The sequence below is a fragment of the Burkholderia puraquae genome (assembly GCF_002099195.1).
In the GTDB taxonomy this organism is placed as follows: Bacteria; Pseudomonadota; Gammaproteobacteria; order Burkholderiales; family Burkholderiaceae; genus Burkholderia; species Burkholderia puraquae.
In genome coordinates this window covers 122,205-146,919 of sequence record NZ_NBYX01000017.1, presented here as the reverse complement: position 1 = coordinate 146,919, position 24,715 = coordinate 122,205, and the positions used below count along the sequence as shown (strand labels likewise).

Annotated in this window: 22 protein-coding genes and 1 tRNA gene; 17 read left to right on the top strand and 6 right to left on the bottom strand. The window is 67.0% G+C overall.

The window, feature by feature from the left end; genetic code table 11:
- The first annotated feature begins 33 nt into the window (after positions 1 to 33).
- The 11 genes from htpX (at position 34) to B7G54_RS27600 (ending at position 10,463) form a co-directional block, all read left to right on the top strand.
- The gene (htpX, locus tag B7G54_RS27650; protein ID WP_011353570.1) at positions 34 to 891 is read left to right on the top strand and encodes a zinc metalloprotease HtpX; all 858 of its coding nucleotides are present in this window, start codon (positions 34 to 36) and stop codon (positions 889 to 891) included.
- A gap of 222 nt (positions 892 to 1,113) precedes the next feature.
- Positions 1,114 to 2,505 carry a 16S rRNA (cytosine(967)-C(5))-methyltransferase RsmB gene (gene rsmB / locus B7G54_RS27645; protein ID WP_085041965.1) on the top strand — a complete coding sequence of 464 codons (1,392 nt, stop codon included), beginning with the start codon at positions 1,114 to 1,116 and terminating at the stop codon, positions 2,503 to 2,505.
- The gene (locus B7G54_RS27640) at positions 2,502 to 3,092 is read left to right on the top strand and encodes a DUF4390 domain-containing protein (RefSeq protein ID WP_085041944.1); all 591 of its coding nucleotides are present in this window, start codon (positions 2,502 to 2,504) and stop codon (positions 3,090 to 3,092) included. Before rsmB ends, B7G54_RS27640 begins: the two co-directional genes overlap by 4 nt.
- On the top strand, positions 3,082 to 5,496 hold the full coding sequence (gene esaS, locus B7G54_RS27635) for a sensor histidine kinase EsaS (RefSeq protein ID WP_085041943.1): 2,415 nt from the start codon (positions 3,082 to 3,084) through the stop codon (positions 5,494 to 5,496). The genes B7G54_RS27640 and esaS overlap by 11 nt, the downstream gene beginning before the upstream one ends.
- Positions 5,497 to 6,198, top strand: a complete 702-nt coding sequence (gene esaR, locus B7G54_RS27630) for a response regulator transcription factor EsaR (protein WP_085041942.1) — start codon at positions 5,497 to 5,499, stop codon at positions 6,196 to 6,198.
- Positions 6,199 to 6,259: 61 nt separating this feature from the next.
- A tRNA-Phe gene (locus B7G54_RS27625) sits at positions 6,260 to 6,335 on the top strand.
- Between the two features lie 347 nt (positions 6,336 to 6,682).
- Entirely contained in the window at positions 6,683 to 7,417 is a 735-nt protein-coding gene (queC, locus tag B7G54_RS27620) for a 7-cyano-7-deazaguanine synthase QueC (protein ID WP_085041941.1), read from the top strand.
- A gap of 75 nt (positions 7,418 to 7,492) precedes the next feature.
- A complete protein-coding gene (gene queE / locus B7G54_RS27615; RefSeq protein ID WP_060062927.1) occupies positions 7,493 to 8,125 on the top strand; it encodes a 7-carboxy-7-deazaguanine synthase in 633 nt (210 codons plus the stop codon).
- Between the two features lie 18 nt (positions 8,126 to 8,143).
- The gene (queD, locus tag B7G54_RS27610; protein ID WP_021163975.1) at positions 8,144 to 8,596 is read left to right on the top strand and encodes a 6-carboxytetrahydropterin synthase QueD; all 453 of its coding nucleotides are present in this window, start codon (positions 8,144 to 8,146) and stop codon (positions 8,594 to 8,596) included.
- Positions 8,597 to 8,904: 308 nt separating this feature from the next.
- Positions 8,905 to 9,690 carry an HpcH/HpaI aldolase family protein gene (locus tag B7G54_RS27605; protein WP_085041940.1) on the top strand — a complete coding sequence of 262 codons (786 nt, stop codon included), beginning with the start codon at positions 8,905 to 8,907 and terminating at the stop codon, positions 9,688 to 9,690.
- Positions 9,687 to 10,463, top strand: coding sequence for a tetratricopeptide repeat protein (locus tag B7G54_RS27600; protein ID WP_085041939.1), 777 nt, complete (start codon positions 9,687 to 9,689; stop codon positions 10,461 to 10,463). The genes B7G54_RS27605 and B7G54_RS27600 overlap by 4 nt, the downstream gene beginning before the upstream one ends.
- 98 nt (positions 10,464 to 10,561) lie before the next feature.
- Here the strand turns inward: B7G54_RS27600 and rodA are convergent, their stop codons facing one another.
- From rodA to B7G54_RS27575, 5 genes are all read right to left on the bottom strand, one after another.
- A complete protein-coding gene (gene rodA / locus B7G54_RS27595; RefSeq protein ID WP_039353786.1) occupies positions 10,562 to 11,710 on the bottom strand; it encodes a rod shape-determining protein RodA in 1,149 nt (382 codons plus the stop codon).
- An 11-nt stretch (positions 11,711 to 11,721) separates the two neighbouring features.
- A complete protein-coding gene (gene mrdA, locus B7G54_RS27590) occupies positions 11,722 to 14,001 on the bottom strand; it encodes a penicillin-binding protein 2 (protein WP_085041938.1) in 2,280 nt (759 codons plus the stop codon).
- Between the two features lie 120 nt (positions 14,002 to 14,121).
- Positions 14,122 to 14,634, bottom strand: coding sequence for a rod shape-determining protein MreD (mreD, locus tag B7G54_RS27585; protein WP_009687274.1), 513 nt, complete (start codon positions 14,632 to 14,634; stop codon positions 14,122 to 14,124).
- Entirely contained in the window at positions 14,631 to 15,698 is a 1,068-nt protein-coding gene (gene mreC, locus B7G54_RS27580) for a rod shape-determining protein MreC (protein ID WP_085041937.1), read from the bottom strand. Before mreC ends, mreD begins: the two co-directional genes overlap by 4 nt.
- Positions 15,699 to 15,823: 125 nt before the next feature.
- The gene (locus B7G54_RS27575; RefSeq protein ID WP_004189550.1) at positions 15,824 to 16,867 is read right to left on the bottom strand and encodes a rod shape-determining protein; all 1,044 of its coding nucleotides are present in this window, start codon (positions 16,865 to 16,867) and stop codon (positions 15,824 to 15,826) included.
- A 367-nt stretch (positions 16,868 to 17,234) separates the two neighbouring features.
- On the opposite strand from B7G54_RS27575, the gene gatC reads away from it, so the two are divergent.
- From gatC to B7G54_RS27550, 5 genes are all read left to right on the top strand, one after another.
- Positions 17,235 to 17,534: an Asp-tRNA(Asn)/Glu-tRNA(Gln) amidotransferase subunit GatC gene (gene gatC, locus B7G54_RS27570; RefSeq protein WP_006477478.1), complete on the top strand. Its 300-nt coding sequence runs from the start codon at positions 17,235 to 17,237 to the stop codon at positions 17,532 to 17,534.
- A 69-nt stretch (positions 17,535 to 17,603) separates the two neighbouring features.
- The gene (gene gatA / locus B7G54_RS27565) at positions 17,604 to 19,094 is read left to right on the top strand and encodes an Asp-tRNA(Asn)/Glu-tRNA(Gln) amidotransferase subunit GatA (RefSeq protein WP_085041936.1); all 1,491 of its coding nucleotides are present in this window, start codon (positions 17,604 to 17,606) and stop codon (positions 19,092 to 19,094) included.
- Positions 19,095 to 19,096: 2 nt separating this feature from the next.
- Positions 19,097 to 20,569 carry an Asp-tRNA(Asn)/Glu-tRNA(Gln) amidotransferase subunit GatB gene (gene gatB / locus B7G54_RS27560; RefSeq protein WP_085041935.1) on the top strand — a complete coding sequence of 491 codons (1,473 nt, stop codon included), beginning with the start codon at positions 19,097 to 19,099 and terminating at the stop codon, positions 20,567 to 20,569.
- Positions 20,570 to 20,686: 117 nt separating this feature from the next.
- A complete protein-coding gene (locus B7G54_RS27555) occupies positions 20,687 to 21,526 on the top strand; it encodes a polyphosphate kinase 2 family protein (RefSeq protein WP_085041934.1) in 840 nt (279 codons plus the stop codon).
- A gap of 40 nt (positions 21,527 to 21,566) precedes the next feature.
- Entirely contained in the window at positions 21,567 to 22,340 is a 774-nt protein-coding gene (locus tag B7G54_RS27550; protein WP_085041933.1) for an exodeoxyribonuclease III, read from the top strand.
- Positions 22,341 to 22,466: 126 nt separating this feature from the next.
- Here B7G54_RS27550 and B7G54_RS27545 read toward each other — a convergent pair whose 3' ends face one another.
- Positions 22,467 to 23,519 carry an NAD(P)-dependent alcohol dehydrogenase gene (locus tag B7G54_RS27545; protein WP_085041932.1) on the bottom strand — a complete coding sequence of 351 codons (1,053 nt, stop codon included), beginning with the start codon at positions 23,517 to 23,519 and terminating at the stop codon, positions 22,467 to 22,469.
- A gap of 227 nt (positions 23,520 to 23,746) precedes the next feature.
- On the opposite strand from B7G54_RS27545, the gene B7G54_RS27540 reads away from it, so the two are divergent.
- Positions 23,747 to 24,691, top strand: coding sequence for an AraC family transcriptional regulator (locus B7G54_RS27540; RefSeq protein WP_085041931.1), 945 nt, complete (start codon positions 23,747 to 23,749; stop codon positions 24,689 to 24,691).
- Positions 24,692 to 24,715: the final 24 nt, after the last annotated feature.

Genomic DNA, 24,715 nt, shown 5'->3' with positions numbered 1-24,715 from the left:
CGCGGCGGGTCCCCTGACGGATAAGGAGTGGGTATGTTCAATTGGGTCAAAACGGCGATGCTGATGGCCGCGATCACGGCCCTGTTCATCGTGATCGGCGGGATGATCGGCGGCTCGCGCGGCATGACGATCGCGCTGCTGTTCGCGCTCGGCATGAATTTCTTCTCGTACTGGTTCTCCGACAAGATGGTGCTGCGCATGTACAACGCGCAGGAGGTCGACGAGAACACCGCGCCGCAGTTCTACCGGATGGTGCGCGAGCTGGCCACGCGCGCGAACCTGCCGATGCCGCGCGTCTACCTGATCAACGAGGATGCGCCGAACGCGTTCGCGACGGGCCGCAATCCCGAGCATGCGGCGGTCGCCGCGACGACGGGCATCCTGCGCGTGCTGTCGGAGCGCGAGATGCGCGGCGTGATGGCGCATGAGCTCGCGCACGTGAAGCACCGCGACATCCTGATCTCGACGATCACCGCGACGATGGCGGGCGCGATCTCGGCGATCGCGAACTTCGCGATGTTCTTCGGCGGGCGCGACGAGAACGGCCGGCCGGCCAACCCGATCGCGGGTATCGCGGTCGCGCTGCTCGCGCCGATCGCCGGCGCGCTGATCCAGATGGCGATTTCGCGGGCCCGCGAGTTCGAGGCCGACCGCGGCGGCGCGCAGATTTCCGGCGATCCGCAGTCGCTCGCGACCGCGCTCGACAAGATCCATCGCTATGCAGCGGGCATCCCGTTCCAGGCAGCCGAGCAGCATCCGGCCACCGCGCAGATGATGATCATGAACCCGCTGCACGGTGGCGGCCTGCAGAACCTCTTCTCGACGCACCCGGCCACCGAGGAGCGCATCGCGCGCCTGATGGAGATGGCGCGTACCGGCCGCTTCGACTAATCCAGGGCACACCGTGCGGCAATTGCCGCACGGGGGGCTGCCACGCCACCCCGCACGCTTCGCGCTGCGGGGTGTTTCATTTGCGCGCGCCGTAAAGGGGCCAAAGGGGCTGCGGCGTCGCACGCTACAATGCCCGGTTTGGGATCGCAGGGGCGAAGCGAGCGCCGCGATCCCGCCGTTTGCCGCATTTGTTTGCTGTGCCTGTTTGCCGAATTTGCTCCGATGACACGAACCCGTTCTACCGCTCCGTCTTCTTCCGGCCGCCCGGCGCGCCTGTCCGCGCTGCATCTCGCGCCCGATTCGCTCGGCTTCGCACTCGACGCGGCTGCGCAGGCGGTCGCTGCAGTGCGGCGCGGCACCGCGCTGCCGGCGGCACTCTCGGCGGTATTCGCGCAGATGGCGTCCGGTACGCAGGCACTCGCGCGCGGGGCGACGCAGGACGTCGCGTACCGGACGATGCGCCGCCTCGGCAGCGCAGACTGGCTGATCGGCCGGCTCGTCAGCAAGGCACCGTCCGCGCACGTGCACGCGGTACTTGCCGGTGCGTTCGCGCTGCTGCTCGACCCGGCGGACGCCGCCGCGTATTCGCCGTTCACGGTAGTCGACCAGGCCGTGACCGTGATCGGCGCCCGCCGCGAATGCGCGTTCGCGAAGGGGATGGTCAACGCGGTGCTGCGCCGTTTCCTGCGCGAGCGCGACGCGCTTGTCGCGGCGCTGCAGGACGATGTCGTCGCGCGCTGGAACTACCGCGCGTGGTGGGTCGATTCGGTGAAGCGCGCATGGCCTGACGCATGGCAGGCGATCCTCGCGGCCGGCGAGCGCCAGGGGCCGCTGACGCTGCGCGTGAATGCGCGCCGCGCGAGCGTCGACGCGTATCTCGATACGCTGCGGGCGAGCGGAATCGAAGCGACCGTGATCGGCCGGCATGCGGTGCGGCTCGCGTCGGCACTGCCGGTCGATCGCATTCCGGGGTTTGCCGACGGCGTCGTGTCGGTGCAGGACGCGGGTGCGCAGCTCGCGGCCGAATGGCTCGGCGCACGTGACGGCATGCGCGTGCTCGATGCGTGCGCGGCGCCCGGCGGCAAGACCGGCCATATTCTCGAACTCGCCGATGCGGAAGTCGTCGCGCTGGAAAGCGACGCCGCGCGCGCGGCACGGATCGGCGAGAACCTCGTGCGGCTGTCGCTCGAAGCGGACGTGCGCGTCGGCGATGCAGGCGCGCCCGACGCGTGGTACGACGGGCGCCCGTTCGATCGTATCCTGGCCGACGTGCCGTGCTCGGCGTCCGGCATCGTGCGCCGGCACCCCGACATTCGCTGGCTGCGCCGCGAGGCCGACATCCCGGCGCTCGTCTCGGAACAGCGCCGCATCCTGTCGGCGTTGTGGCCGCTCGTGAAGCCGGGCGGCGAACTGCTTTACGTGACCTGTTCGGTCTTCCCCGAAGAAGGCGAATTGCAAGCCCGCTGGTTTGAAGCGGCCTGTGAAGATGCGGTACGATTGGACGCCCCCGGCCAGCTGCTGCCGGGCGGAGTGCAGGGAGGGGCGGCAGCCGGCGCACTCGACCAGAACACCGATCACGACGGATTTTTCTACGCGCGGTTTCAGAAACGGTGACGATCAAACACCTTTTTCCACTTCGGCTCGCGGCCGTCCTGATGGTCGCGTTGACGCTGTGCCTGGCCGTCGTCCGGCCGGCGCATGCCGAGTCGATTGCCGTGCAGCGCGCGTCGCTCCAGGCCGACGGAAGCGGCTGGGCCCTCGATGCCCGCTTCGATTTCGAGCTGAACCCGAACCTCGAGGATGCCGTCAACAAGGGCATCCCGCTTTATTTCACGACCGATTTCGAGTTGAGCCGTGCGCGCTGGTACTGGTTCGACGAGCAGCCGGTGGCGGTGACGCAGACGATCCGCCTGTCGTTCCAGCCGCTCACGCGCGAGTATCGCGTGTCGACGGGCGGCCTGCAGCTCGGCTTCCCGTCGCTGAAGGACGCGCTCGCGGTCGTCAGGCACATCACGTCGTGGCACGTGATCGACCGCAACCAGGTGCGCCCGGGCGAAACCTACACGGCATCGGTGCGGATGCAGCTCGATACGGCGCTGATGCCGAAGCCGTTCCAGGTCGACGCCGTGAACAATCGCGACTGGACGCTCGGGTCGGACTGGAAGCGCTTCAACTTCACGGTGACCGAACGTGCTAAATAAAGTGCGCCGCGCGGCCAGCGGGAAGAGCCTCCTCATTCGCGTGATCGTTTCGACCGTCGCGCTCACTGCGCTGCTGCTGCTCGTGCTGCTCGCGGCCGCGAGCGCGAATACCGAATTCTTCGACCGCTACTATTCGTGGCTGTACGCGACGAACATCGTCGTCGCACTCGTGTTCCTGCTGGTGGTGCTCGGGCTGATCGGGATGATCGTCGTGCGCCTGAGGAAGGGCAAGTTCGGTACGCGGCTGCTCGCGAAGCTCGCGGTGTTCTTCGCGCTCGTCGGCGTGGTGCCGGGCGGGATCATCTACATCGTGTCGTACCAGTTCGTGTCGCGCAGCATCGAGTCGTGGTTCGACGTGAACGTCGAGACGGCGCTGACGGCCGGCCTGAACCTCGGCCGCGGGATGCTCGATGCTTCGCTGTCCGATCTGCAGACGAAGGCGCGGCTGATGTCCGACCAGCTCGCGAGCGTCGATGCGAACACGAACGGCACGACGCTCACGCTGCTGCGGCTGCGCGACCAGTTCGGCGTGCAGGACGCGACGATCATCGAGCCGAGCCGTGGCGGCTCGGGTGCGGCCCCCGACCTGCACATCGTCGCGCAGGCGTCGGGCAATTTCGCCGCGCTGATTCCGGACGACTTGCCGACGCCGCTGATTCTGAACCAGGCGCGCGAACACGGCGCGTACGCGGCGATCGAAGGCGAGGTCGACGGCGACCCGCGCGCACACGGCGCGAAGGGCGCGCTGAGGTTGCGCGTTGTGCGGCCGATCCCCGATGCAACGACGTCGCTGCTGCAGCCGGCGGAACGCTTCCTGCAGCTCACGCAGCCGGTGCCGCCCACGCTTGCCCACAACGCGGACGCCGTGCAGCGCGCGTATCGCGAGTACCAGGAAAAGTCGCTCGGCCGCACGGGGCTGCGCAAGATGTACATCGGCACGCTGACGCTCGCGCTGTTCCTTGCGACCTTCATTGCGATGATGCTCGCGCTTGCGCTCGGCCAGCAGCTCGCACGGCCGCTGTTCCTGCTCGCGCAGGGCACGAAGGAAGTCACGGAAGGCGACTACACGCCGAAGCGCGAGATCAAGACGCGCGACGAGCTCGGCTTCCTCACGCAGTCGTTCAATGCGATGACGCGCCAGTTGTCCGAGGCGCGGCTCGCGGTCGAGAAGAACCGCGTCGCGCTCGAGCATTCGAAGACGTATCTCGAGAGCATCCTCGCGAACCTGACGGCCGGCGTGTTCGTGCTCGACCGCCAGTTCCGGCTGACGACGGCCAATCGCGGCGCCGAGCGGATCTTCCGGCAGCCGTTCAACGCGCTGATCGGCACGACGCTCGACCAGATCGGCGTGGCCGCCGGGTTCGGCGCGATGGTGCGCAAGGCGTTCGCCGATCGTGAGGCCGCGTCCGACGGCGGCCGCGGCGATCGTGGCCACTGGCAGCAGCAGTTCGCGATCGAGGTGCCGGGCGAAGCCGATCCGCTGACTTTGCTCGTGCGCGGCACGCGCCTCGTGTCGACGGTCGAGGGGCAGGCCGACGATCCGCAGACGTCCGGTTATGTTGTCGTGTTCGACGACATCTCCGACGTGATTTCCGCGCAGCGTTCGGTCGCGTGGGGCGAGGTCGCGCGCCGGCTCGCGCACGAGATCAAGAATCCGCTGACGCCGATTCAGCTGTCGGCGGAGCGGCTGCAGATGAAGCTGTCCGACAAGCTCGCGCCGTCCGACGCCGACGTGCTCAAGCGTGGCGCGACGATGATCGTCAATCAGGTGGCCGCGATGAAGCGGATGGTCGACGATTTCCGCGAATACGCGCGCACGCCGCCGGCGGTGCTCGCGAACCTGCAGTTGAACGAACTGGCGAGCGAGGTGCTCGGGCTGTATGGGGTGGGCGAAGGCAAGAGCGCGATCGTCGCCGAGCTCGCGCCGTCGCTGCCGGTGATACGCGGTGACGCGACGCAACTGCGCCAGGTGATTCACAACCTGCTGCAGAATGCGCAGGATTCGGTCGCGGAGTCAGCGCATCCGCGTGTGTTGATCGAAACCAAGACAGTAGAATATGGCGATCCCGACGCCGAGGGCAAAACGCGCGTCGCGGTACGTCTTACCGTGTCCGACAACGGGCCCGGTTTTCCGGCGCGCATCCTGACCCGCGCGTTCGAGCCTTATGTGACGACGAAGGCGAAGGGCACGGGGCTGGGGTTGGCCACGGTCAAGAAAATCGTCGATGAGCACGGTGCGCGGATCGATCTGCGCAATCGCATGCACGGCGAGACCGTCGAGGGTGCGCAGGTGTCGATCCTGTTCCTGCAGATGGCGAGCGATGCGCCAGGCGCCGAATCGGGCGTGCAGGACGGGACGGCTCCCGCCAAGACAAAAGCAAGTGAGCAGACAAAGGCAGCGTAAATGGCAACCATCCTGGTGGTAGATGATGAAATGGGCATCCGGGAATTGCTCTCGGAGATCCTCAGCGATGAAGGACATGTCGTCGAGGCAGCGGAGAACGCGCAGGCCGCGCGGGAATACCGGTTGAATCAGGCGCCCGATCTCGTGCTGCTCGATATCTGGATGCCCGATACCGACGGCGTGACGTTGCTCAAGGAGTGGGCGGCGCAGGGGCTGCTGACGATGCCCGTGATCATGATGTCCGGGCACGCGACGATCGATACGGCCGTCGAGGCGACGAAGATCGGCGCACTCGATTTCCTCGAGAAGCCCATCGCACTGCAGAAGCTGCTGAAGTCCGTCGAGCACGGTCTCGCACGCGGCGCGGCGCCGGTGTCCGCGAACGCGGCAGCGAAGGCCGGCGCAGGGCAGGCGGCGGGGCCCGCGGCAGTCGCGTCCGCAGCCGCGCTGCCGACGCTCGGCGACGACATGGCTTCGGCACTCGGCCTCGCGGGCCAGACGGCCGCGATCCCGTTCGACATCCCGTTGCGCGAAGCGCGCGATGCGTTCGAACGGGCGTACTTCGAGTATCACCTCGCGCGCGAAAACGGCAGCATGACGCGCGTCGCGGAGAAGACGGGCCTCGAGCGCACGCACCTGTATCGCAAGCTCAAGCAGCTCGGTGTCGAGCTCGGCAAGAAGCCGCCCGAAGGCGCCGTATAAAATATTTTGCGAAAACACTTGATCAAGTAACGAAGGGTGGATATACTTTCTCTTCTTCGTTGGCCCGGTAGCTCAGTTGGTAGAGCAGCGGATTGAAAATCCGCGTGTCGATGGTTCGATTCCGTCCCAGGCCACCAGAATTAAAACCCCAAGAATCGGAAGGTTCTTGGGGTTTTTCGTTTGTGGTGAGGTTTGCGTCATGGGCGCGTGCCCGGCGGCATTCGTGAGGGCATGATAAAATCCGTGTCCGCTCAATGACTTAGCGCATCGCTTCATGCGCACGGCAGGCTGCCAGCGTGGTGCCGCCGTGGCGCGCGGCAACGATGCCGCGCGATGGGCGGTATAAGCGCTCCGCCGCGTTCGCGGCCGATTGCGCTGCCTATACTGGTCGAGCCGGCCCAGGCCGGCACGCGTCGGGCCGCCCGGCGGCAGCCGGCCCCGGGGCGCAGCGCGACGCGAGCCTACACATTCACGGAGTATCACGGTGATTCGGACAGACGCTAAAGACGGCGCGCTCGTGTTGTTTTCCGGCGGGCAGGACTCGGCCACGTGCGTGGCATGGGCCCTCGAACGCTACCAGACAGTCGAGACGCTCGGCTTCGATTATGGCCAGCGCCACCGCGTCGAGCTCGAATGTCGCGAAGGCGTGCGCGAAGCGCTGAAGCGCGAGTTTTCCGCATGGTCGGACCGGCTCGGCGACGATCACATGATCGACCTGACGGTGCTCGGCGCGATCAGCGATACCGCGATGACGCGCACGATCGAGATCGAGACGGCGGCGAACGGCCTGCCGAACACGTTCGTGCCGGGCCGCAACCTGATGTTCATGACGATCGCCGCGGCGATCGCCTATCGCCGCGGGCTGCGCGTGCTGGTCGGCGGGATGTGCGAGACCGATTTCTCGGGCTACCCCGACTGCCGCGACGACACGATGAAGGCGCTGCAGGTCGCGCTGAACCTCGGGATGGACACGCGTATCGTGCTCGAGACGCCGCTGATGTGGCTCGACAAGGCGCAAACCTGGCAGCTCGCCGAACAGCTCGGCGGCGAAGCGCTCGTCGAACTGATCCGCGTCGAGACGCACACGTGCTACGTGGGCGAGCGCGCGGAACTGCACGACTGGGGCTTCGGCTGCGGCGAATGCCCGGCCTGCAAGCTGCGCAAGCGGGGCTACGAGGCCTACCTGAAGGGCGAGCGGGTGACCGAAGCGCCGCTGTGACGCGGGTGCGCCGGCAGCGCTGGATGGATAACGGATTCTGATCGATAACGAGCGGCGCGAGCCGGACGAAGGACGATGACTTACGCGGTCAAGGAAATTTTCTACACGTTGCAGGGCGAGGGCGCAAACGCGGGCCGGCCGGCCGTGTTCTGCCGGTTCGCCGGCTGCAACCTGTGGTCGGGCCGCGAAGAGGATCGTGCGGACGCCGTGTGCCGCTTCTGCGATACCGACTTCGTCGGCACCGACGGCGAGAATGGCGGCAAGTTCAAGGACGCCGAAGCGCTCGTCGCGACGATCGCTGGCCTGTGGCCGGAGGGCGAGGCGCACCGCTTCGTCGTCTGCACGGGCGGCGAGCCGATGCTGCAGCTCGACCAGCCGCTCGTCGACGCGCTGCACGCGGCCGGCTTCGAGATCGCGATCGAGACCAACGGCTCGCTGCCGGTGCTGGAATCGATCGACTGGATTTGCGTGAGCCCGAAGGCCGATGCGCCGCTCGTCGTCACGAAGGGCAACGAGCTGAAGGTCGTGATCCCGCAGGACAACCAGCGGCTGGCCGACTACGCGAAGCTCGACTTCGAGTATTTCCTCGTCCAGCCGATGGACGGCCCGTCGCGCGACCTCAATACGAAGCTCGCGATCGACTGGTGCAAGCGACATCCGCAGTGGCGGCTGTCGATGCAGACCCACAAATATCTGAACATTCCCTGAGCCCCGGCTTTTGACATCGTGCTGATTACCCGAAAACTCGAATTCGACGCGGGCCACCGCATTCCCGATCACCGCAGCCAGTGCCGGAACCTGCATGGCCATCGCTATGTGCTCGAAGTCACGCTGCGCGGCGATCTCGTCGATACCGAGGGGGCGCCCGACCGCGGCATGGTGATGGATTTCGCCGACGTGAAGGCGCTCGCGATGGAGCACCTGGTCGGCAAGTGGGACCACGCGTTCCTGGTCTATGCGCGCGACGAGGTCGTGCGCTCGTTCCTCGAGCAGATGGCCGACCACAAGACGGTCGTGATCGACCGGATCCCGACCGTCGAGAACCTCGCGGCGATCGCGTTCGACATCCTCGCGAACGTGTACGACGCACACTACGGCGTGAACCTGCGGCTCGAGCGCGTGCGCCTGTACGAAACGCCGAACTGCTGGGCCGACGTCGAGCGCCAGCCCGGCCGCTGATCCCGCCTTCCCGGCAGCCCCGCCGGCCGGCGCGGGCTGCCTGACGCCGCTCCCCGCGGCCTCGTCCCGCCGCGCTTCCCGTCCGTTCCCACATTCCGCGTAACGCCGCGCTATGATCGTTGCGTGGCGCCGAACAACGCTGCCATGCGCGAACGCGTGGCCGGCGCTGTCAGATCGGCCGCTCATGGCCGACCAACGTTCCAGGGCCCGGTCCTGGTGCCGTCGTGCTTCGCAGCCCGGCGTGTCACGCTCCGCTTCGCCCGTTGCTTGTCCCGTTCGATTGCCGTTCCGTCCAGGAGGCCGTATCGATGAGCACGCTCACCAATTCCCTCAAACAACGCCTGCGCGACGGCGACGATCCGCTATACGGCCTGTGGCTGTCGCTCGGCAGCGACTCGGCCGCGGAAGCGCTCGCGCATGCCGGCTATGACTGGCTCTGCATCGACATGGAGCACGCGCCGAACGACAGTCGCGATGTGGCATCGCAGCTGCGCGCGATCGCCGCCGCGCACCTGCCGACCGAACCCGTCGTGCGCGTGCCGGCGCGCGAGCCGTGGCTCGTGAAGCGTGCGCTCGATGCGGGTGCGCGCACGCTGATGTTTCCATGTATCGAGACGCTCGACGACGCCGCGCACGCGGTGCGGCTGACGCGCTATCCGTCGCCTGAATCGCCGGACGGGCTGCGCGGCGTCGCGGGCATGGTACGCGCAGCGGCGTTCGGGATGCGCCGCGATTACGTGCAGACGGCGAACGCACAGGTCGCGGTGATCGTGCAGATCGAATCGGCGCGTGGCGTCGACGAAGTCGAGCGGATTGCGGCGCTGCCGGGCGTCGACTGCCTGTTCGTCGGCCCGGCCGATCTCGCGGCGAGCCTCGGGCATCTCGGCGACATCCGTCACCCGGATGTCGAAACCGCGATGGCGCGTGTGCTCGCGGCCGGCCGGCAGGCCGGCGTCGCGGTCGGCATCTTCGCGGGCGATACGGCGGCCGCGCGCCGGTATCGCGAGGCTGGGTACCGGATGATCACGCTGTCGGCCGACGTCAGCTGGCTGTTGCGCGCAACGCGGCAGGCGCTGCAGGAGGTGCGGTCATGAACGGTGGCAACGGCGCGTGCCGCGGGCGCGCGCAGGGCGGGATCGGGGTGCGCGGGCGGCTCGGCGCGATGCTCGGCCTGTGGGTCGTGTGTATCGCGGCCGCCGCGCAGGGCGCGCCGCAAGCGAAGCCCGATCCGTCGCACGAGACGCAATCGGCGGTCGCCGACTACAACGCCGGCGACTACCGCGCGGCGCTGGTGCAGTTCCACGACGCGGCCGAACGCGGCGACCGTCTCGCGCAATTCAACTACGCGATGATGCTGCTGACGGGCGAAGGCGTGACGGCGAACGTCGACGAAGGGGTGCGCTGGCTGAAGCGCGCGGCCGACGCGAACATGTCGCATGCGCAGTATGTGTACGGACGGATGCTCGACGACGGCGAGTTCGTCGCGCGCAATCCGGGCGAAGCGCATCGCTGGTTCCTGCGGGCGGCCAGGCAGGGGCATGTGCAGGCCGAGCTGTCGCTCGCGAACCAGTTCCTCGACGGGCGCGGCACGCCGCGCGACAACCGGCAGGCGTTCGCGTGGTACAAGCAGGCCGCCGACGCGGGCGAGCCGACCGCGCAGTACGTGACCGCGTCGTTCTACGAGCGCGGCGGCGATGGCGTCGCGCAGAACCTGAACATCGCACGGGCGTATTACGCGGCGGCGGCCGCGCAGGGCGACGAAACGGCCGGGCTGAAATTCAAGGAACTGAGCGCGCGGCTGAAGGCGCAGGGGCCGGCATCGGGCGTCGGTGCGGAGCCAGGCGGGGCGCACGCGCCGCCGCCGTGAGCGGGGCTGCACCTCGCGGCGGGGCTGCGTTCGGCATGCGTGGTCGAAAAAAACGGCGCCGAGGCGCCGTTTTTCCTGATGCGATGCGTGTCGCGCGGTCAGCTCTTCATCAGCCGCCGCTGCCGCCCGACGCTCATGATCATCCCGATCGCGATGCCGAGCGTCGTGAGCGCGGTGCCGCCGTAACTCATGAACGGCAGCGGCACGCCGACGACCGGCAGCACGCCGCTCACCATCCCGATGTTGACGAACGCATAGACGAAAAACGCGAGCGTGAGCGAGCCCGCGAGCAGGCGGCCGAACAGCGTCGCGCCCTGCGCGGCGATGTAGAGCCCGCGCGCGATCAGCGCCATGTACAGCGTCAGCAGCACGAGCCCGCCAACGAGCCCCCATTCCTCCGAGAACACCGCGAAGATGAAGTCGGTGTGCTTCTCCGGAATGAATTCGAGGTGCGCCTGCGTGCCTTTCAGGTAGCCCTTGCCGAGCACGCCGCCCGAGCCGATCGCGATCACGGCCTGGATCGTGTGGAAGCCCTTGCCGAGCGGGTCGGAGGTCGGATCGAGCAGCGTACACACGCGGTGCTTCTGGTAATCGTGCATCAGCGGCCACTGCACTTCGGGCTGGCAGATGCGTTCTTCGAACACGGCGATCGAGCCGACCGCGATCACGCCCGCGACGAGCACCGGCACGATCAGCTTGAACGACAGGCCGGCGAGGTAGATCACGAAGAAGCCGGCCGCGAACACGAGCAGGCCCGTGCCGAGGTCGGGCTGTTTCGCGATCAGCCCGACCGGCACCAGCAGGATCCCGAATGCGGCGATGAAGTCGTACCAGCGCAGCCCGCCTTCGCGGCGCTGGTAGTACCACGCGAGCATCAGCGGTGTCGCGATCTTGAGGATTTCCGACGGCTGGATCACGACACCGACGTTCAGCCAGCGCTTCGCGCCCTTCTTGGTCATCCCGAACAGTGCGACCGCGACCAATAGCGCAACCCCGAACGTGTAGAGCGGGACCGCGAAGCGCATCAGCGTCGTTGGCGGGATGTTGGCGATCACCCACATCAGCACGAACGTCAGCAGGATGTTGCGCAGCTGATCCTCGACGCGGCCCGGCATGTCGATCGCCGCGCTGTACAGCGTGACGATGCCGACGCACAGCAGCAGGAACACGATGAGGGCGAGCGGGCGGTCGAAGCCCGCGAACATCTGCTTGATCTTGTCGAGCCAGGCGCGCTTGTCGAATTGCATGCCTTTCTCCGTTAATGAGCGGTGCCGGCGTCGGCCGCTTTCGCGGGGGCCGTCGCACGGTGGTTGTCGTCGCGCGGCGTGGCGACGAGCGGCTGCGCATCGCTGGCGGGCCGGCGTGGCCGGTGCGGACGCCGGATCGGCGGCAGGCTCGCGGCCCTCGGCGCAGCGGCACTGGCCGGCGGGGCGGCGCCCGCGCCGGCGGCAGCCGATGCATCGGAGGCCGCCGCGGCCGATGCCGCTTCCGCCGCGCTGGCCGCGGTCGGCACGACCGGCTGCGGCAGCGCCGTGAAGCCGGCCGCGACGGCAGCAGGCTTGTTCGCGTCGCCGATCACCGGCGCGTTGACGGGTTCGGTCGCCGACGCCGCGGCAGCCACGGCCGCGGCCTCGTTCTGCGGGTTCTGGCGGTCGACGAGGAAGAAGTCGAGCACGCGGCGCGCGATCGGGCCGGCGGCCTGCGCACCCCAACCGCCGTTTTCGACGACCAGCGCGACGGCGATCTGCGGATGGTCGACCGGCGCGTATGCGATGAACAGCGCGTGGTCGCGCAGGTGCTCGGCGAGCAGGTGGCCCTTGTAGTTGGAGCCTTGCAGCGAGAACACCTGCGCGGTACCGGTCTTGCCGGCGGCGAGGTACGGCGCGCCGCGGAACACCTTGTACGCGGTGCCGGACGGGTTCTCGATCACGTTCTCCATCCCGCGCTTCACGACATCGATGTCGGCCTGCTTGAGCGGGATCACTTCGCTTTCCTTCGGCACGGTCAGGCGGCGCCCGCGCGTGATCGGATCCTCGACTTCCTTCACGAGGTGAGGCTTCATCACGACGCCGTTGTTCGCGAGCGTCGCGGTCGCGTGCGCGAGCTGCAGGATCGTGAACGAGTTGTAGCCCTGGCCGATCCCGAGGCTGATCGTCTCGCCGTCGAACCACTTCTGCTGCGCGGCCTTCTTGAACGCCTTCTTTTTCCAGTCGGTCGACGGCAGGATCCCGCGCGCCTCGCCCTGGATGTCGATCCCGGTGATCTGGCCGAAGCCGAACGGCTTCATGAAGTTTGCGATCGAGTTCACGCCGAGGTCGCGCGCGAGCATGTAGAAGTAGGTGTCGTTCGACACCATGATCGCCTTGTTCATGTCGACCCAGCCCTGGCCCGAGCGCACGTCGTTGCGGAACGTGTGGCCGCCGAAGGTGAAGTAGCCGGGATCCTGGAAGCCCCAGCCCGGCGTGCGCTTGCCGAGCGTCAGGCCGGCGAGCGCCATGAACGGCTTGTACGTCGAGCCGGGCGGGTAGGTGCCGTGCAGCGGGCGGTTCAGCAGCGGCTTGTCGGTCGAGTTGTTCAGCTCGTCCCAGGTCTGCTGGTCGATGCCGTCGACGAACGAGTTCGGGTCGAAGCTCGGCGACGACACGAACGCGAGCACGTCGCCCGTCTTCGGTTCGATCGCGACCAGCGCGCCGCGCTTGCCGGCGAACGCCTGCTCGGCGACCTGCTGCAACCCGATGTCGAGCGACAGCACGAGGTTGTTGCCGGGCGTCGCCTGCGTGCGCGACAGCGTGCGCACGGGCCGGCCGCCGGCCGTCACCTCGACTTCCTCGAAGCCCGTCAGCCCGTGCAGCTCGGTCTCGTAGCTCTGCTCGACGCCGATCTTGCCGATGTAGTCGGTGCCCTTGTAGTTGTTCGCGTCGCGGCGCGGATCGTAGTTTTCCTGATCGCTGTCGTTGTCGTCGCTCATCGCGTCGATGCGATCCTGGTCGCGCTTCGAGATCCGGCCGATGTAGCCGATCACGTGCGCGGCCGTCGTGCCGAGCGGATATTGCCGGAACAGCCGCGCGCGCACGTCGACGCCGGGGAAGCGGAAGCGCTGCGCGGTGAAGCGCGCGACCTCCGCGTCGGTGAGCCGGGTGCGGATCGGCAGGCTCTCGAAGTTCTTCGAGTCTTCCTGCAGCTTCTTGAAGCGGCGGCGGTCGCGTGCGTCGATCGGGATGATCTCGGACAGCTTGTCGATCGTGTTCTCGAGCGTGTCGTCGAGTTTCGATGGCGTGATCTCGAGCGTGTAAGCCGAATAGTTCTTCGCGAGGATCACGCCGTTGCGGTCGGTGATGATCCCGCGGTTCGGTACGATCGGCGCGACCGAGATGCGGTTTTCCTCGGCCTGCAGCGCGTATTTGCCGTGCTGCATCAACTGCAGGTAGAAGAAGCGGCTCGCGAGCAGCCCGAAGCAGACGAACACGAACACGCCCGCCGCCGCGACGCGCAGGCGGAACTTCGAGAGCTGCTGTTGAGTGTCGTTGAATTCGGTCATGCGGCTAGGTTCGATCTGGCCCGTGCACGGCGTGCGGGCACGGGCGCGGGCGAGGTGCCGCCCCGGAGCGCGGCGCGCGGCGGGCGTGGAGGCGGCGGATATTCAAGGCAGGCCCCTGGCTCAGATGGGGCGCGTATCGTCCGGATCGACCGGGCGGCGTTGCGGCATCAGCAGCAGATGGCTCGCGATCGGCCACAGCGCGGCTTCGACGAAGCCGTCGACCAGGTAGCGCCAGCCCGGGAACGCGGCGCCCATCACGAGGCGGATCACGAACGGTACGAGTTGCGCGACGACCAGCAGCGGCGTGACATACAGCACCTGCACGCCGATCGGCATCCACAGCACGCGGCGGTGGATCGTGATCGCGCCGTACGACAGCAGCGTATAGGCGAGTGCGTGCTCGCCGAGCAGCCCCGCGTCATGCACGTCCATCAGGATGCCGAGCGCGAACGCGACGCCCATCCCGACCTTGCGCGGCTGGTGGATGTTCCAGAACAGCAGCACGAGCGCGACGAAGTCGGGCACGCCGGGCAGGCGGCCCCACGGCATCAGGTTCAGCAGGAACGCGGCGGCGAGGCTGAAGACGATGAAGTACGGATTGACCGGCTGCAGGATGTATTGCGGGCGATTCATCGCTGGGCTCCCGGTTGCCCGGCCGCGGGCTTCGCGGGCGTGGCGGCAGGCTTGGCCGGAGCGGCCGGAGCGGCCGGTGCCGCAGGCGCGGGCTTCGCGGCGGGCTGGGCTGCGGCGGCCGGCTTCGCATTCGCGTCAGCCTTCTCGCCCTTCGCGGCGGCTTTTGCGCCTTTCTTGCCCTTCGTGTTCTTGTCGGCGGCCGGATCGGGCTCGGCCGGGCGCGGCGGGATGTCGTTCTGGTAATGCAGCACGAGCATCTGGCGCGCGCCGCGCACGGCGGCGATCGGTGCGCAGGTCACGCGCGCGAACGCCGTATCGGCGAGCTTGTCGACGCGCACGACCTTCGCGACCGGCAGGCCGGGCGGATAGACGCCGTCGAGGCCGCTCGTGACGAGTTCGTCGCCGACGATGAGATCCGCGCTCGTCGGCACGAAGCGCAGGTCGAGCGAATCGCCCTTCGGCGTGCCGTAGATCACGCTGCGCAGGCCGGTGCGCAGCACCTGCACGGGAATCGCGAGATCGCGGTCGGTGACCAGCGTGACTTCGGACTGCAGCGGGAACACGCGCGTGACCTGGCCGACGACGCCGTTCTCGCTGACGACGGGCGCGCCGTTCTGGATGCCCTGCTGCGAACCGTGGCCGATCACGATCTTCTGCGTGAACGGATCGCTCGTGTCGTACTGGATCTCGGCCGGCGTCGATTGCGTCGCGATGTGCTGGCGCAGCTCGAGCACCGCGCGCAGGTGCGCGTTCTCCTGCGTGAGCATGGCGGCCTGGTTGGCCTGCGTGGACAGCTGCAGGTTGCGTTTGCGGAGGTCGTCGTTCTCGTGGCGCAGCGACGCGCCGGTGACGGCGATGTCGGCCGCGCCCATGAACAGGTCGCGCGGCACGAGCGCGGCGCGCTGCAGCGGATAGAGCACGGTGCCGAGCACGCCGCGGACGATTTCGAGCGTGCTGAAGCGCGCGTCCGATACGAGGAGCGCGATGGCGAGGGCAACGAAGAAGATGAGCCGCGCGAGCGCGGGCGGACCTTGCTTGAAGAGGGGCGGCGGACTGTATTCCATGGTCGGCGCCGGGCGCGAATGATCGGTTAAATGATGCTCAGACGCGCAAACGGCGCGGCGGTTCGTTCTGAACGAGCGATCCGGCCACGCCGCGGGTGCGTCATGTCAGGGAACTGCCTGGACGATCACTCGTACGAGAAGATGCTGCCCAGCTTGTCCATGCGCTCGAGCGCCATGCCCGAACCGCGCACGACGCAGGTGAGCGGATCTTCGGCGACGAGCACCGGCAGGCCGGTTTCTTCCGCGAGCAGGCGGTCGAGGTCGCGCAGCAGCGCGCCGCCGCCCGTCAGCATCATCCCGCGTTCGGCGATGTCGGCGCCGAGTTCCGGCGGTGTCTGTTCGAGCGCGATCTTCACCGACGACACGATCTGGTTCAGCGGATCGGTCAGCGCTTCGAGGATTTCGTTGCTGGAGATCGTGAAGCTGCGCGGAATGCCTTCCGACAGGTTGCGGCCCTTCACTTCCATTTCCTTGACTTCGGAGCCCGGGAACGCGGAGCCGATTTCCTTCTTGATCGCCTCGGCGGTTTGCTCGCCGATCAGCATCCCGTAGTTGCGGCGGATGTAGTTGACGATCGCCTCGTCGAACTTGTCGCCGCCGACGCGCACCGAACCCTTGTACACGATGCCGCCGAGCGAGATCACGCCGACTTCCGTCGTGCCGCCGCCGATGTCGACGACCATCGAGCCGGTGGCTTCCGACACCGGCAGGCCTGCGCCGATCGCGGCCGCCATCGGCTCCTCGATCAGGTAGACCTGCGATGCGCCGGCGCCGTGCGCGGCTTCCTTGATCGCGCGGCGCTCGACCTGGGTCGAGCCGCACGGCACGCAGATGATGATGCGCGGCGACGGCGAGAACATGCGCGACTCGTGGGCCGTCTTGATGAACTGCTTGATCATCTGCTCGGTGACGGTGAAGTCGGCGATCACGCCGTCCTTCATCGGGCGGATCGCCTCGATGTTGCCCGGCACCTTGCCGAGCATCTGCTTGGCTTCCTTGCCGACCGCCTGGATCGTCTTCTTGCCGTTGGGGCCGCCTTCCTGGCGGATCGACACGACGGACGGCTCATCGAGCACGATGCCCTTGCCGCGCATGTAGATCAGGGTGTTTGCGGTGCCGAGGTCGATCGCAAGATCGTTGGAGAAGTAGCTGCGCAAAAAACCGAACATTCAGAATCCTGTTTCGCTCTGGGCCGGCCCTGCATAGCGAGCGCTGAGGGCGGCAGCGGAAAAAATAACAGCCTCGGGAAGCGTGGCGGAAGCGGCCGCCGCGGCGCACGAAGCTGCGAGTGATGTCTACCGGGGATCGCACGAAGCACGCACGGCTTGCCGAAGCGGGGCGAAACGGTGCGGGAAAAGGCTGCCGGGTTTGGGTCGAACGCGTAATGATACCTTATAATTTCACGGTATTTGAATCGAAACGGGCGGTATTTTTGCCGCTTCGGCCCCGATTTTTGAGGGTGGGATCGCACCCTCCAACCCCCCGCCGCAGCGCTGCTTTTGATGCGCTGCGCAGCCTTGTTTTTCCGGTGATCGCATGGCCCTGACCCTGACCGATGTGAAACGCATCGCGCACCTGGCGCGACTCGAAATGGCCGACGCCGACGCCGAGCACATGCTCGGCCAGCTCAATGAATTCTTCGGCCTCGTCGAACAGATGCAGGCGGTCGACACCGCCGGCATCGCGCCGCTCGCCCACCCGATCGAACAGATCCAGGAAGTCGCGCAGCGCTTGCGCGACGACGCCGTGACGGAAGTCGTCAATCGCGACGACAACCAGCGTCCGGCGCCGGCCGTCCAGGACGGCCTCTATCTCGTGCCGAAGGTGATCGAGTAAGCATTCGATGACAAGCGTGCTGCCGCCTCCGCGCCGCACGCCACCCAGAATTCCCAGGAAAACCACTCAATGCACGCAAAAAGCCTGACCGAACTGCGCGCCGCGCTCGCCGCCAAGGAATGCTCGGCCGTCGAGCTCGCGCAGCTCTACCTGAAACGGATCGACGCCGCGCGCGACCTGAACGCGTTCGTGCACGTCGATGCCGATCTGACCCTTGCGCAGGCGAAAGCTGCCGACGCAGAGCTCGCGCGCGGCGCGGGCGGCGCGCTCACCGGCCTGCCGATCGCGCACAAGGATGTCTTCGTCACGCGCGGCTGGCGCTCGACCGCCGGCTCGAAGATGCTCGCGAACTACGAGAGCCCGTTCGACGCGACCGTCGTTGCCCGCCTGCAGGCGGCCGGCATGGTCACGCTCGGCAAGACCAACATGGACGAGTTCGCGATGGGCTCGTCGAACGAGAATTCGGCGTTCGGTGCGGTGAAGAACCCGTGGGACACGAACGCGGTGCCGGGCGGCAGCTCGGGCGGCAGCTCGGCGGCCGTCGCCGCGCGCCTCGCGCCGGCCGCGACCGGCACCGACACCGGCGGCTCGATCCGCCAGCCCGCGTCGTTCGCGGGCGTGACGGGCATCAAGCCGACCTACGGCCGCGTGTCGCGCTACGGGATGATCGCGTTCGCGTCGTCGCTCGATCAGGGCGGCCCGATGGCGCAGAGCGCGTCCGACTGCGCGCTGCTGCTGAACGCGATGGCCGGCTTCGACGAACGCGACTCGACGAGCCTCGAGCGCGACGACGAAGACTTCACGCGCCACCTCGGCCAGCCGTGGGCGGCCGGCAACGACGCGGGCAAGCCGCTCGCGGGCCTGCGCATCGGTTTGCCGAACGAGTATTTCGGCGAAGGCCTCGCCGACGACGTGCGCGCGACGATCGACGCGGCGCTGAAGCAGTATGAAGCGCTCGGCGCGACGCTCGTGCCCGTGTCGCTGCCGAAGACGGAACTGTCGATCCCCGTGTACTACGTGATCGCGCCGGCCGAAGCCTCGTCGAACCTGTCGCGCTTCGACGGCGTGCGCTTCGGCCATCGCGCCGCGCAGTACGGCGACCTGCTCGACATGTACAAGAAGTCGCGCGCGGAAGGCTTCGGCCCCGAGGTGAAGCGCCGGATTCTGGTCGGCGCTTACGTGCTGTCGCACGGCTACTACGACGCGTACTACCTGCAGGCGCAGAAGATCCGCCGCATCATCGCGAACGATTTCCAGGAAGCGTTCAAGGCCTGCGACGTGATCATGGGCCCGGCTTCGCCGACGGTCGCTTGGGATCTCGGCTCGAAGGGCGACGATCCGGTGCAGATGTATCTCGCGGATATCTACACGCTGTCGGTGAGCCTCGCCGGCCTGCCCGGCATGAGCGTGCCGTGCGGCTTTGGCGCGGGCGCGAACGCGAAGCGCCCGGTCGGCCTGCAGATCATCGGCAACTATTTCAACGAAGCCCGGATGCTGCAGGTCGCCGACGCGTTCCAGCGCGCGACCGACTGGCACAAGCAAGTTCCGGCGGGGGTATAAGCATGACTCAATGGGAAGTCGTTATCGGTCTCGAGACGCACGCGCAACTGTCGACCGTCTCGAAGATTTTCTCGGGCGCGTCGACGCAGTTCGGCGCCGAGCCGAACACGCAGGCCTGCCCGGTCGACCTGGCGCTGCCGGGCGTGCTGCCGGTGCTGAACCGCGGCGCGGTCGAACGCGCGATCCGCTTCGGCCTCGCGATCGGCTCGACCATCGCGCCGCGCAGCATCTTCGCGCGCAAGAATTATTTCTACCCCGATCTGCCGAAGGGCTATCAGATCAGCCAGTACGAGATTCCGGTCGTGCAGGGCGGCCAGATCACGATCCAGGTACCGGCCAACGAAAAGGCCGGCAAGCCGGCGTACGAGAAGACGGTCAACCTGACCCGCGCGCACCTCGAGGAAGACGCTGGCAAGTCGCTGCATGAGGACTATGCAGGGATGACGGGGATCGACCTGAACCGCGCGGGCACGCCGCTGCTCGAGATCGTCACCGAGCCGGAAATGCGCAGCGCGGCCGAGGCGGTCGCGTATGCGAAGGCGCTGCATGCGCTCGTCGTGTGGCTCGGCATCTGCGACGGCAACATGCAGGAAGGCTCGTTCCGCTGCGATGCGAACGTGTCGGTACGACCAGTGGGTCAGAAGGAATTCGGCACGCGCGCTGAAATCAAGAACCTGAACTCGTTCCGTTTCCTCGAAGAGGCGATCAACTACGAGGTGCAGCGTCAGATCGAACTGATCGAGGATGGCGGCGAAGTTGTGCAGGAAACGCGCCTATATGACCCGGACAAGCGTAAAACGGCATCGATGCGCAGCAAGGAAGACGCGCACGACTACCGTTACTTCCCCGACCCCGACCTGATGCCGCTCGTGATCGGCCAGGACTGGATCGAGCGCGTGCAGTCCGGGATGCCCGAGCTGCCGGCCGCGATGCAGCAGCGCTTCGCCGACGAATACGGCGTGTCCGCGTACGACGCGGGCGTACTGACGTCGAGCAAGGCGATGGCTGCGTACTTCGAGTCCGTGGTCGCGAAGGCCGGCACCGCGAACGCGAAGATCGCCGCAAACTGGCTGATGGGCGACGTATCGTCGCAGCTGAACCGCGACGGCATCGAGATCGACGCGATCCCGGTCTCGGCCGCGCAGCTCGCGCTTGTGCTGCAGCGCATCGCCGACGGCACGATCTCGAACAAGATCGCGAAGGAAATCTTCACGACGATCTGGGAAGAGAAGGCGGACGACGAAGGTGCGGCCGACCGCATCATCGACGCGAAGGGGCTGAAGCAGATCTCCGACACGGGCGCGCTGGAAGCGATCATCGACGAGGTGCTGGCGGCGAACGCGAAGTCGGTCGAGGAATTCCGCGCGGGCAAGGAAAAGGCGTTCAACGCGCTGATCGGCCAGGCGATGAAGGCGACGAAGGGCAAGGCCAATCCGCAGCAGGTCAATGAACTGCTGAAGAAGAAGCTCGGCTGAGCATGACCGCGCGCCTGAACCGCGCTTGACGACGGGCCGCCCCGAACCCCTTCGGCGCGGCCCGTTGCGTTGTTGGGTGCGTTATCGTATGCACCACAGCATCCAACGGAGGAACGAATGGCGAAGCAACCGTCGCTCGACGATTTCCGCGTGCCGATCAGCACGCGCGAGAAGGAAGCCGCAGCATTCAAGCTCGATGCGTTCGACCCGGCTGCGAAGCCGTTCTCGTCCGGTTCGAAGGACGACGACCGCGCACGGCTGTCGGCCGTGTCGACCGAGCTCGACGTGCAGCAGGAGCGGCTGCACACGCAGCAGAAGAAGCGCGTGCTGCTCGTGCTGCAGGGGATGGATACCAGCGGCAAGGACGGCACCGTGCGCGCGGTGTTCCGCGAGGTCGATCCGCTCGGCCTGCGCGTGGTGCCGTTCAAGGCACCCACGCCGATCGAGGCCGCGCACGACTTCCTGTGGCGCGTGCATGCGCAGGTGCCGGCCGCGGGCGAGCTCGCGATCTTCAACCGCAGCCACTATGAAGACGTGCTCGTGCCGCGCGTGCTCAACCTGATCGACGCGAAGGAATGCGAGCGCCGCTACCAGCAGATCCGCGATTTCGAGACGATGCTGTTCGAGAACGGCACGACGATCATCAAGTGCTTCCTGCACATCTCGAAAGACGAGCAGCGCGAGCGGCTGCAGGCGCGCATCGACGATCCGACCAAGCACTGGAAGTTCGACATCTCCGATCTCGACGCGCGCAAGCACTGGGACGCGTACCAGTCCGCCTACCGCGACGCGCTCGCCGCGACGTCCGCCGAGCATGCGCCGTGGTACGTGATCCCGGCGAACTCGAAGACGCACCGCAACGTGATGATCGCCGAGCTGCTGCTGCGCACGATGACCGACATGAAGCTGGAATTCCCGCCGCCGAAGCCCGAGCTCGAAGGCGTGAAGATCCGTTAAGCTGCCACCCTGTAAAACATCGAACTGAACGGAATCCGACATGATGCGAGTGATTACCGCCAACCTGAACGGCATCCGCTCCGCCGCGAAGAAGGGCTTCTTCGAGTGGCTCGGCGAACAGAACGCCGATTGCGTGTGCGTGCAGGAAATCAAGGTCTCGGCCGACGACCTGCCCGCCGAATTCGTCGAGCCGCACGGCTTCAAGAGCTATTTCCACCACGCCGAGAAGAAGGGTTACAGCGGTGCTGGCGTGTACAGCCGCCGCGAGCCCGATGACGTGATCATCGGTTTCGGCAGCAGCGAATTCGATGCCGAAGGGCGCTACGTCGAGGCGCGCTACGGCAAGCTGTCGGTCGTGTCGGTGTACGTACCGTCCGGCTCGAGCGGCGAAGAACGCCAGCAGGCGAAGTACCGCTTCATGGATGAGTTCATGCCGCACCTCGCCGCGCTGAAGAAGAAGCGCGAGGTGATCCTGTGCGGCGACGTGAACATCGTCCACAAGGAAATCGACATCAAGAACTGGAAGAGCAACCAGAAGAATTCGGGCTGCCTGCCGGAAGAGCGCGAGTGGCTCACGAAGCTGTTCGACGATGTCGGCTATGTCGACGTGTTCCGCACGCTCGACCCGCGCGCCGAGCAGTACACGTGGTGGAGCAACCGCGGCCAGGCGTATGCGAAGAACGTCGGGTGGCGGATCGATTACCAGATCGCGACGCCGGGCGTGGCCGGCACCGCGAAAAGCACGTCGATCTTCAAGGACATCAAGTTCAGCGACCATGCGCCGCTGACGGTGGACTACGACTACACGAAGTGACCTCCCGCGCTACGCCGTGCGCGTAGCTGTCGGGGCATCCGGTCGCCGGATGCAGGAACGGGCCGCATGTCGAACATGCGGCCCGTTTCGCTTGGGGCGGCGATCGTGCGTGCCGCCGGGGGGCGCTTACTGCTTGAGCGACGCCATGTCGATCACGAACCGGTACTTCACGTCGCTCTTCAGCATCCGCTCGTAGGCCGCGTTGATCTGCTGCATCGGAATCGTTTCGATATCCGACGTGATTCCGTGCTCCGCGCAGAAGTCGAGCATTTCCTGCGTTTCCGCGATCCCGCCGATCAGCGAGCCCGCGAGGCGGCGGCGCTTGAAGATCAGGTTGAACACCTGCGGCGACGGGTGATCGTGCTCCGGCGCGCCGACGAGCGTCATCGTGCCGTCGCGCTTCAGCAGGTGCAGGAACGGATTCAGGTCGTGTTGCGCGGCGACCGTGTTCAGGATGAAGTCGAAGCTGTTCAGGTGCGCGTTCATCTGCGCTTCGTCCTTCGAGATCACGACTTCGTGCGCGCCGACACGCTTGCCATCCTCGATCTTCGACGGCGACGTGGTGAACAGCACGACGTGCGCACCCATTGCGCGCGCCAGCTTCACGCCCATGTGGCCGAGGCCGCCGAGCCCGACGATGCCGACCTTCTTGCCGGGGCCGACGTTCCACTGCCGCAGCGGCGAGTAGGTCGTGATCCCCGCGCACAGGAGCGGCGCGGCGCCGGCCGGGTCGAGCGTCTCGGGCACGCGCAGCACGAACGCCTCGTCGACGACGAGTTGCGTCGAGTAGCCGCCGAACGTGATGTCGCCTGTCACGCGGTCCTGGCCGTTATAGGTGCCGACGAAGCCGTTCTCGCAATATTGCTCGAGGCCGTCGGCGCAGCTCGGGCAAGTGCGGCACGAATCGACGAGGCAGCCGACGCCGACCAGCTCGCCGACCTTGAAGCGCGAGACCTGCGGGCCGGTCGCGGTCACGCGGCCGACGATTTCATGGCCCGGCACGACCGGATAGATCGTGTTGCGCCATTCGTTGCGGGCCTGGTGCAGGTCCGAGTGGCAGACGCCGCAGTAGAGGACGTCGATCTGGACGTCGAGGTCGCGCAGCGCGCGACGCTGGAATTCGAACGGGGCGAGCGGCGACTGCGAATCGGTCGCTGCGTAGGCATAGGTAGTGCTCATGCGATGGGCTCCTTGTCCGGAAAGCATCCGGCGAAACAGACTGCCGTCGCATCATGTGGCGATGCGGCGAGGCAGGACGTCATCGTAAGGAGCGCAGCGCCGCAGCGAAATACACGAAGGTCTGGAAGATTTGCCTATTCCTCTCTAACTGCGTGCAAAGAGCCGTCAAAACGCGTTCAAGGTGCTACATTGCGAGCCAGATTCTCTTGCCGGACAGGACCACGCAGATGAGCTTCCAGCCCCTTTTTGCTGACTCGGGCGACCGCGTGCAGCGCCGCATGATCGAGCTGCACACGCGCCTCGCGCCGAACGAGGGCGACACGCTCGCGGCGCTCGACGGCGTGCGATTCTTCCGCGTGAGCCGTCCCGCGCCGCGCATGCCCGTGCTGTACGAGCCGAGCATCATCGTCGTGTGCCAGGGCCGCAAGCTCGGCTATCTCGGCGACCGCTCGTTCGTGTACGACGCGCAGCAATACCTGGTGCTGTCGGTGCCGCTGCCGTTCGAATGCGAAACCTTCGCGAGCATGGACGAGCCGTTTCTCGCGATCTCGATCCGCGTCGATCTCGCCGTGATCGCCGAGCTCGCGATCCTGCTCGACGAGACGCTCGGCGCGGCCGTCAGCGAACCGGTCGGCGTGTATTCGACCCCGCTTGACGCGCCGCTGGCCGACGCGGTCGTGCGGCTGCTCGAAGCGCTCGCGTCGCCGCACGACACCCGTGTGCTGGGCCCCGCGATCATGCGCGAGATCGCGTATCGGGTGCTGACGGGCGAGCAGGGCGACGCGATCCGCGCGGCGCTCGTGCAGCAGCATCACTTCGGTCGCATCGCGAAGGCGCTGCGGCGCATCCATGCCGACCTGAAGGCCGACCTCGACGTCGAGACGCTCGCGCGCGAGGCCGGCATGAGCCTCGCGGTGTTCCATGCGCAGTTCAAGCACGTGACGGCGACGTCGCCGATGCAGTACGTGAAGGCCGCGCGGCTGCACCAGGCGCGGCTGATGATGGTGCAGGACGGGGTGGGCGCCGGTGCGGCGGCCGCGCGTGTCGGCTATGCGAGCGCGTCGCAGTTCAGCCGCGAGTTCAAGCGGCTGTTCGGCCGCAGCCCGGGTGACGAGGTGCGCTGGATGCGCGAAAGCGGCGCCCGGCCGGTCGCGGCGGAAGTGGATGCGTAGGGATGCGTAGCGATCGGTCGCGCG

What these genes read in the sequence shown, in the direction of transcription:
- mreC (WP_085041937.1), bottom strand. Translation starts at nt 15,698, where the DNA reads ATGGAATACAGTCCGCCGCCCCTCTTCAAGCAAGGTCCGCCCGCGCTC.
- mreD (WP_009687274.1), bottom strand. Translation starts at nt 14,634, where the DNA reads ATGAATCGCCCGCAATACATCCTGCAGCCGGTCAATCCGTACTTCATC.
- B7G54_RS27550 (WP_085041933.1), top strand. Translation starts at nt 21,567, where the DNA reads ATGATGCGAGTGATTACCGCCAACCTGAACGGCATCCGCTCCGCCGCG.
- mrdA (WP_085041938.1), bottom strand. Translation starts at nt 14,001, where the DNA reads ATGACCGAATTCAACGACACTCAACAGCAGCTCTCGAAGTTCCGCCTG.
- gatC (WP_006477478.1), top strand. Translation starts at nt 17,235, where the DNA reads ATGGCCCTGACCCTGACCGATGTGAAACGCATCGCGCACCTGGCGCGA.
- esaR (WP_085041942.1), top strand. Translation starts at nt 5,497, where the DNA reads ATGGCAACCATCCTGGTGGTAGATGATGAAATGGGCATCCGGGAATTG.
- gatA (WP_085041936.1), top strand. Translation starts at nt 17,604, where the DNA reads ATGCACGCAAAAAGCCTGACCGAACTGCGCGCCGCGCTCGCCGCCAAG.
- B7G54_RS27605 (WP_085041940.1), top strand. Translation starts at nt 8,905, where the DNA reads ATGAGCACGCTCACCAATTCCCTCAAACAACGCCTGCGCGACGGCGAC.
- B7G54_RS27555 (WP_085041934.1), top strand. Translation starts at nt 20,687, where the DNA reads ATGGCGAAGCAACCGTCGCTCGACGATTTCCGCGTGCCGATCAGCACG.
- B7G54_RS27600 (WP_085041939.1), top strand. Translation starts at nt 9,687, where the DNA reads ATGAACGGTGGCAACGGCGCGTGCCGCGGGCGCGCGCAGGGCGGGATC.
- B7G54_RS27540 (WP_085041931.1), top strand. Translation starts at nt 23,747, where the DNA reads ATGAGCTTCCAGCCCCTTTTTGCTGACTCGGGCGACCGCGTGCAGCGC.
- rodA (WP_039353786.1), bottom strand. Translation starts at nt 11,710, where the DNA reads ATGCAATTCGACAAGCGCGCCTGGCTCGACAAGATCAAGCAGATGTTC.
- B7G54_RS27545 (WP_085041932.1), bottom strand. Translation starts at nt 23,519, where the DNA reads ATGAGCACTACCTATGCCTACGCAGCGACCGATTCGCAGTCGCCGCTC.
- htpX (WP_011353570.1), top strand. Translation starts at nt 34, where the DNA reads ATGTTCAATTGGGTCAAAACGGCGATGCTGATGGCCGCGATCACGGCC.
- queE (WP_060062927.1), top strand. Translation starts at nt 7,493, where the DNA reads ATGACTTACGCGGTCAAGGAAATTTTCTACACGTTGCAGGGCGAGGGC.
- rsmB (WP_085041965.1), top strand. Translation starts at nt 1,114, where the DNA reads ATGACACGAACCCGTTCTACCGCTCCGTCTTCTTCCGGCCGCCCGGCG.
- gatB (WP_085041935.1), top strand. Translation starts at nt 19,097, where the DNA reads ATGACTCAATGGGAAGTCGTTATCGGTCTCGAGACGCACGCGCAACTG.
- B7G54_RS27575 (WP_004189550.1), bottom strand. Translation starts at nt 16,867, where the DNA reads ATGTTCGGTTTTTTGCGCAGCTACTTCTCCAACGATCTTGCGATCGAC.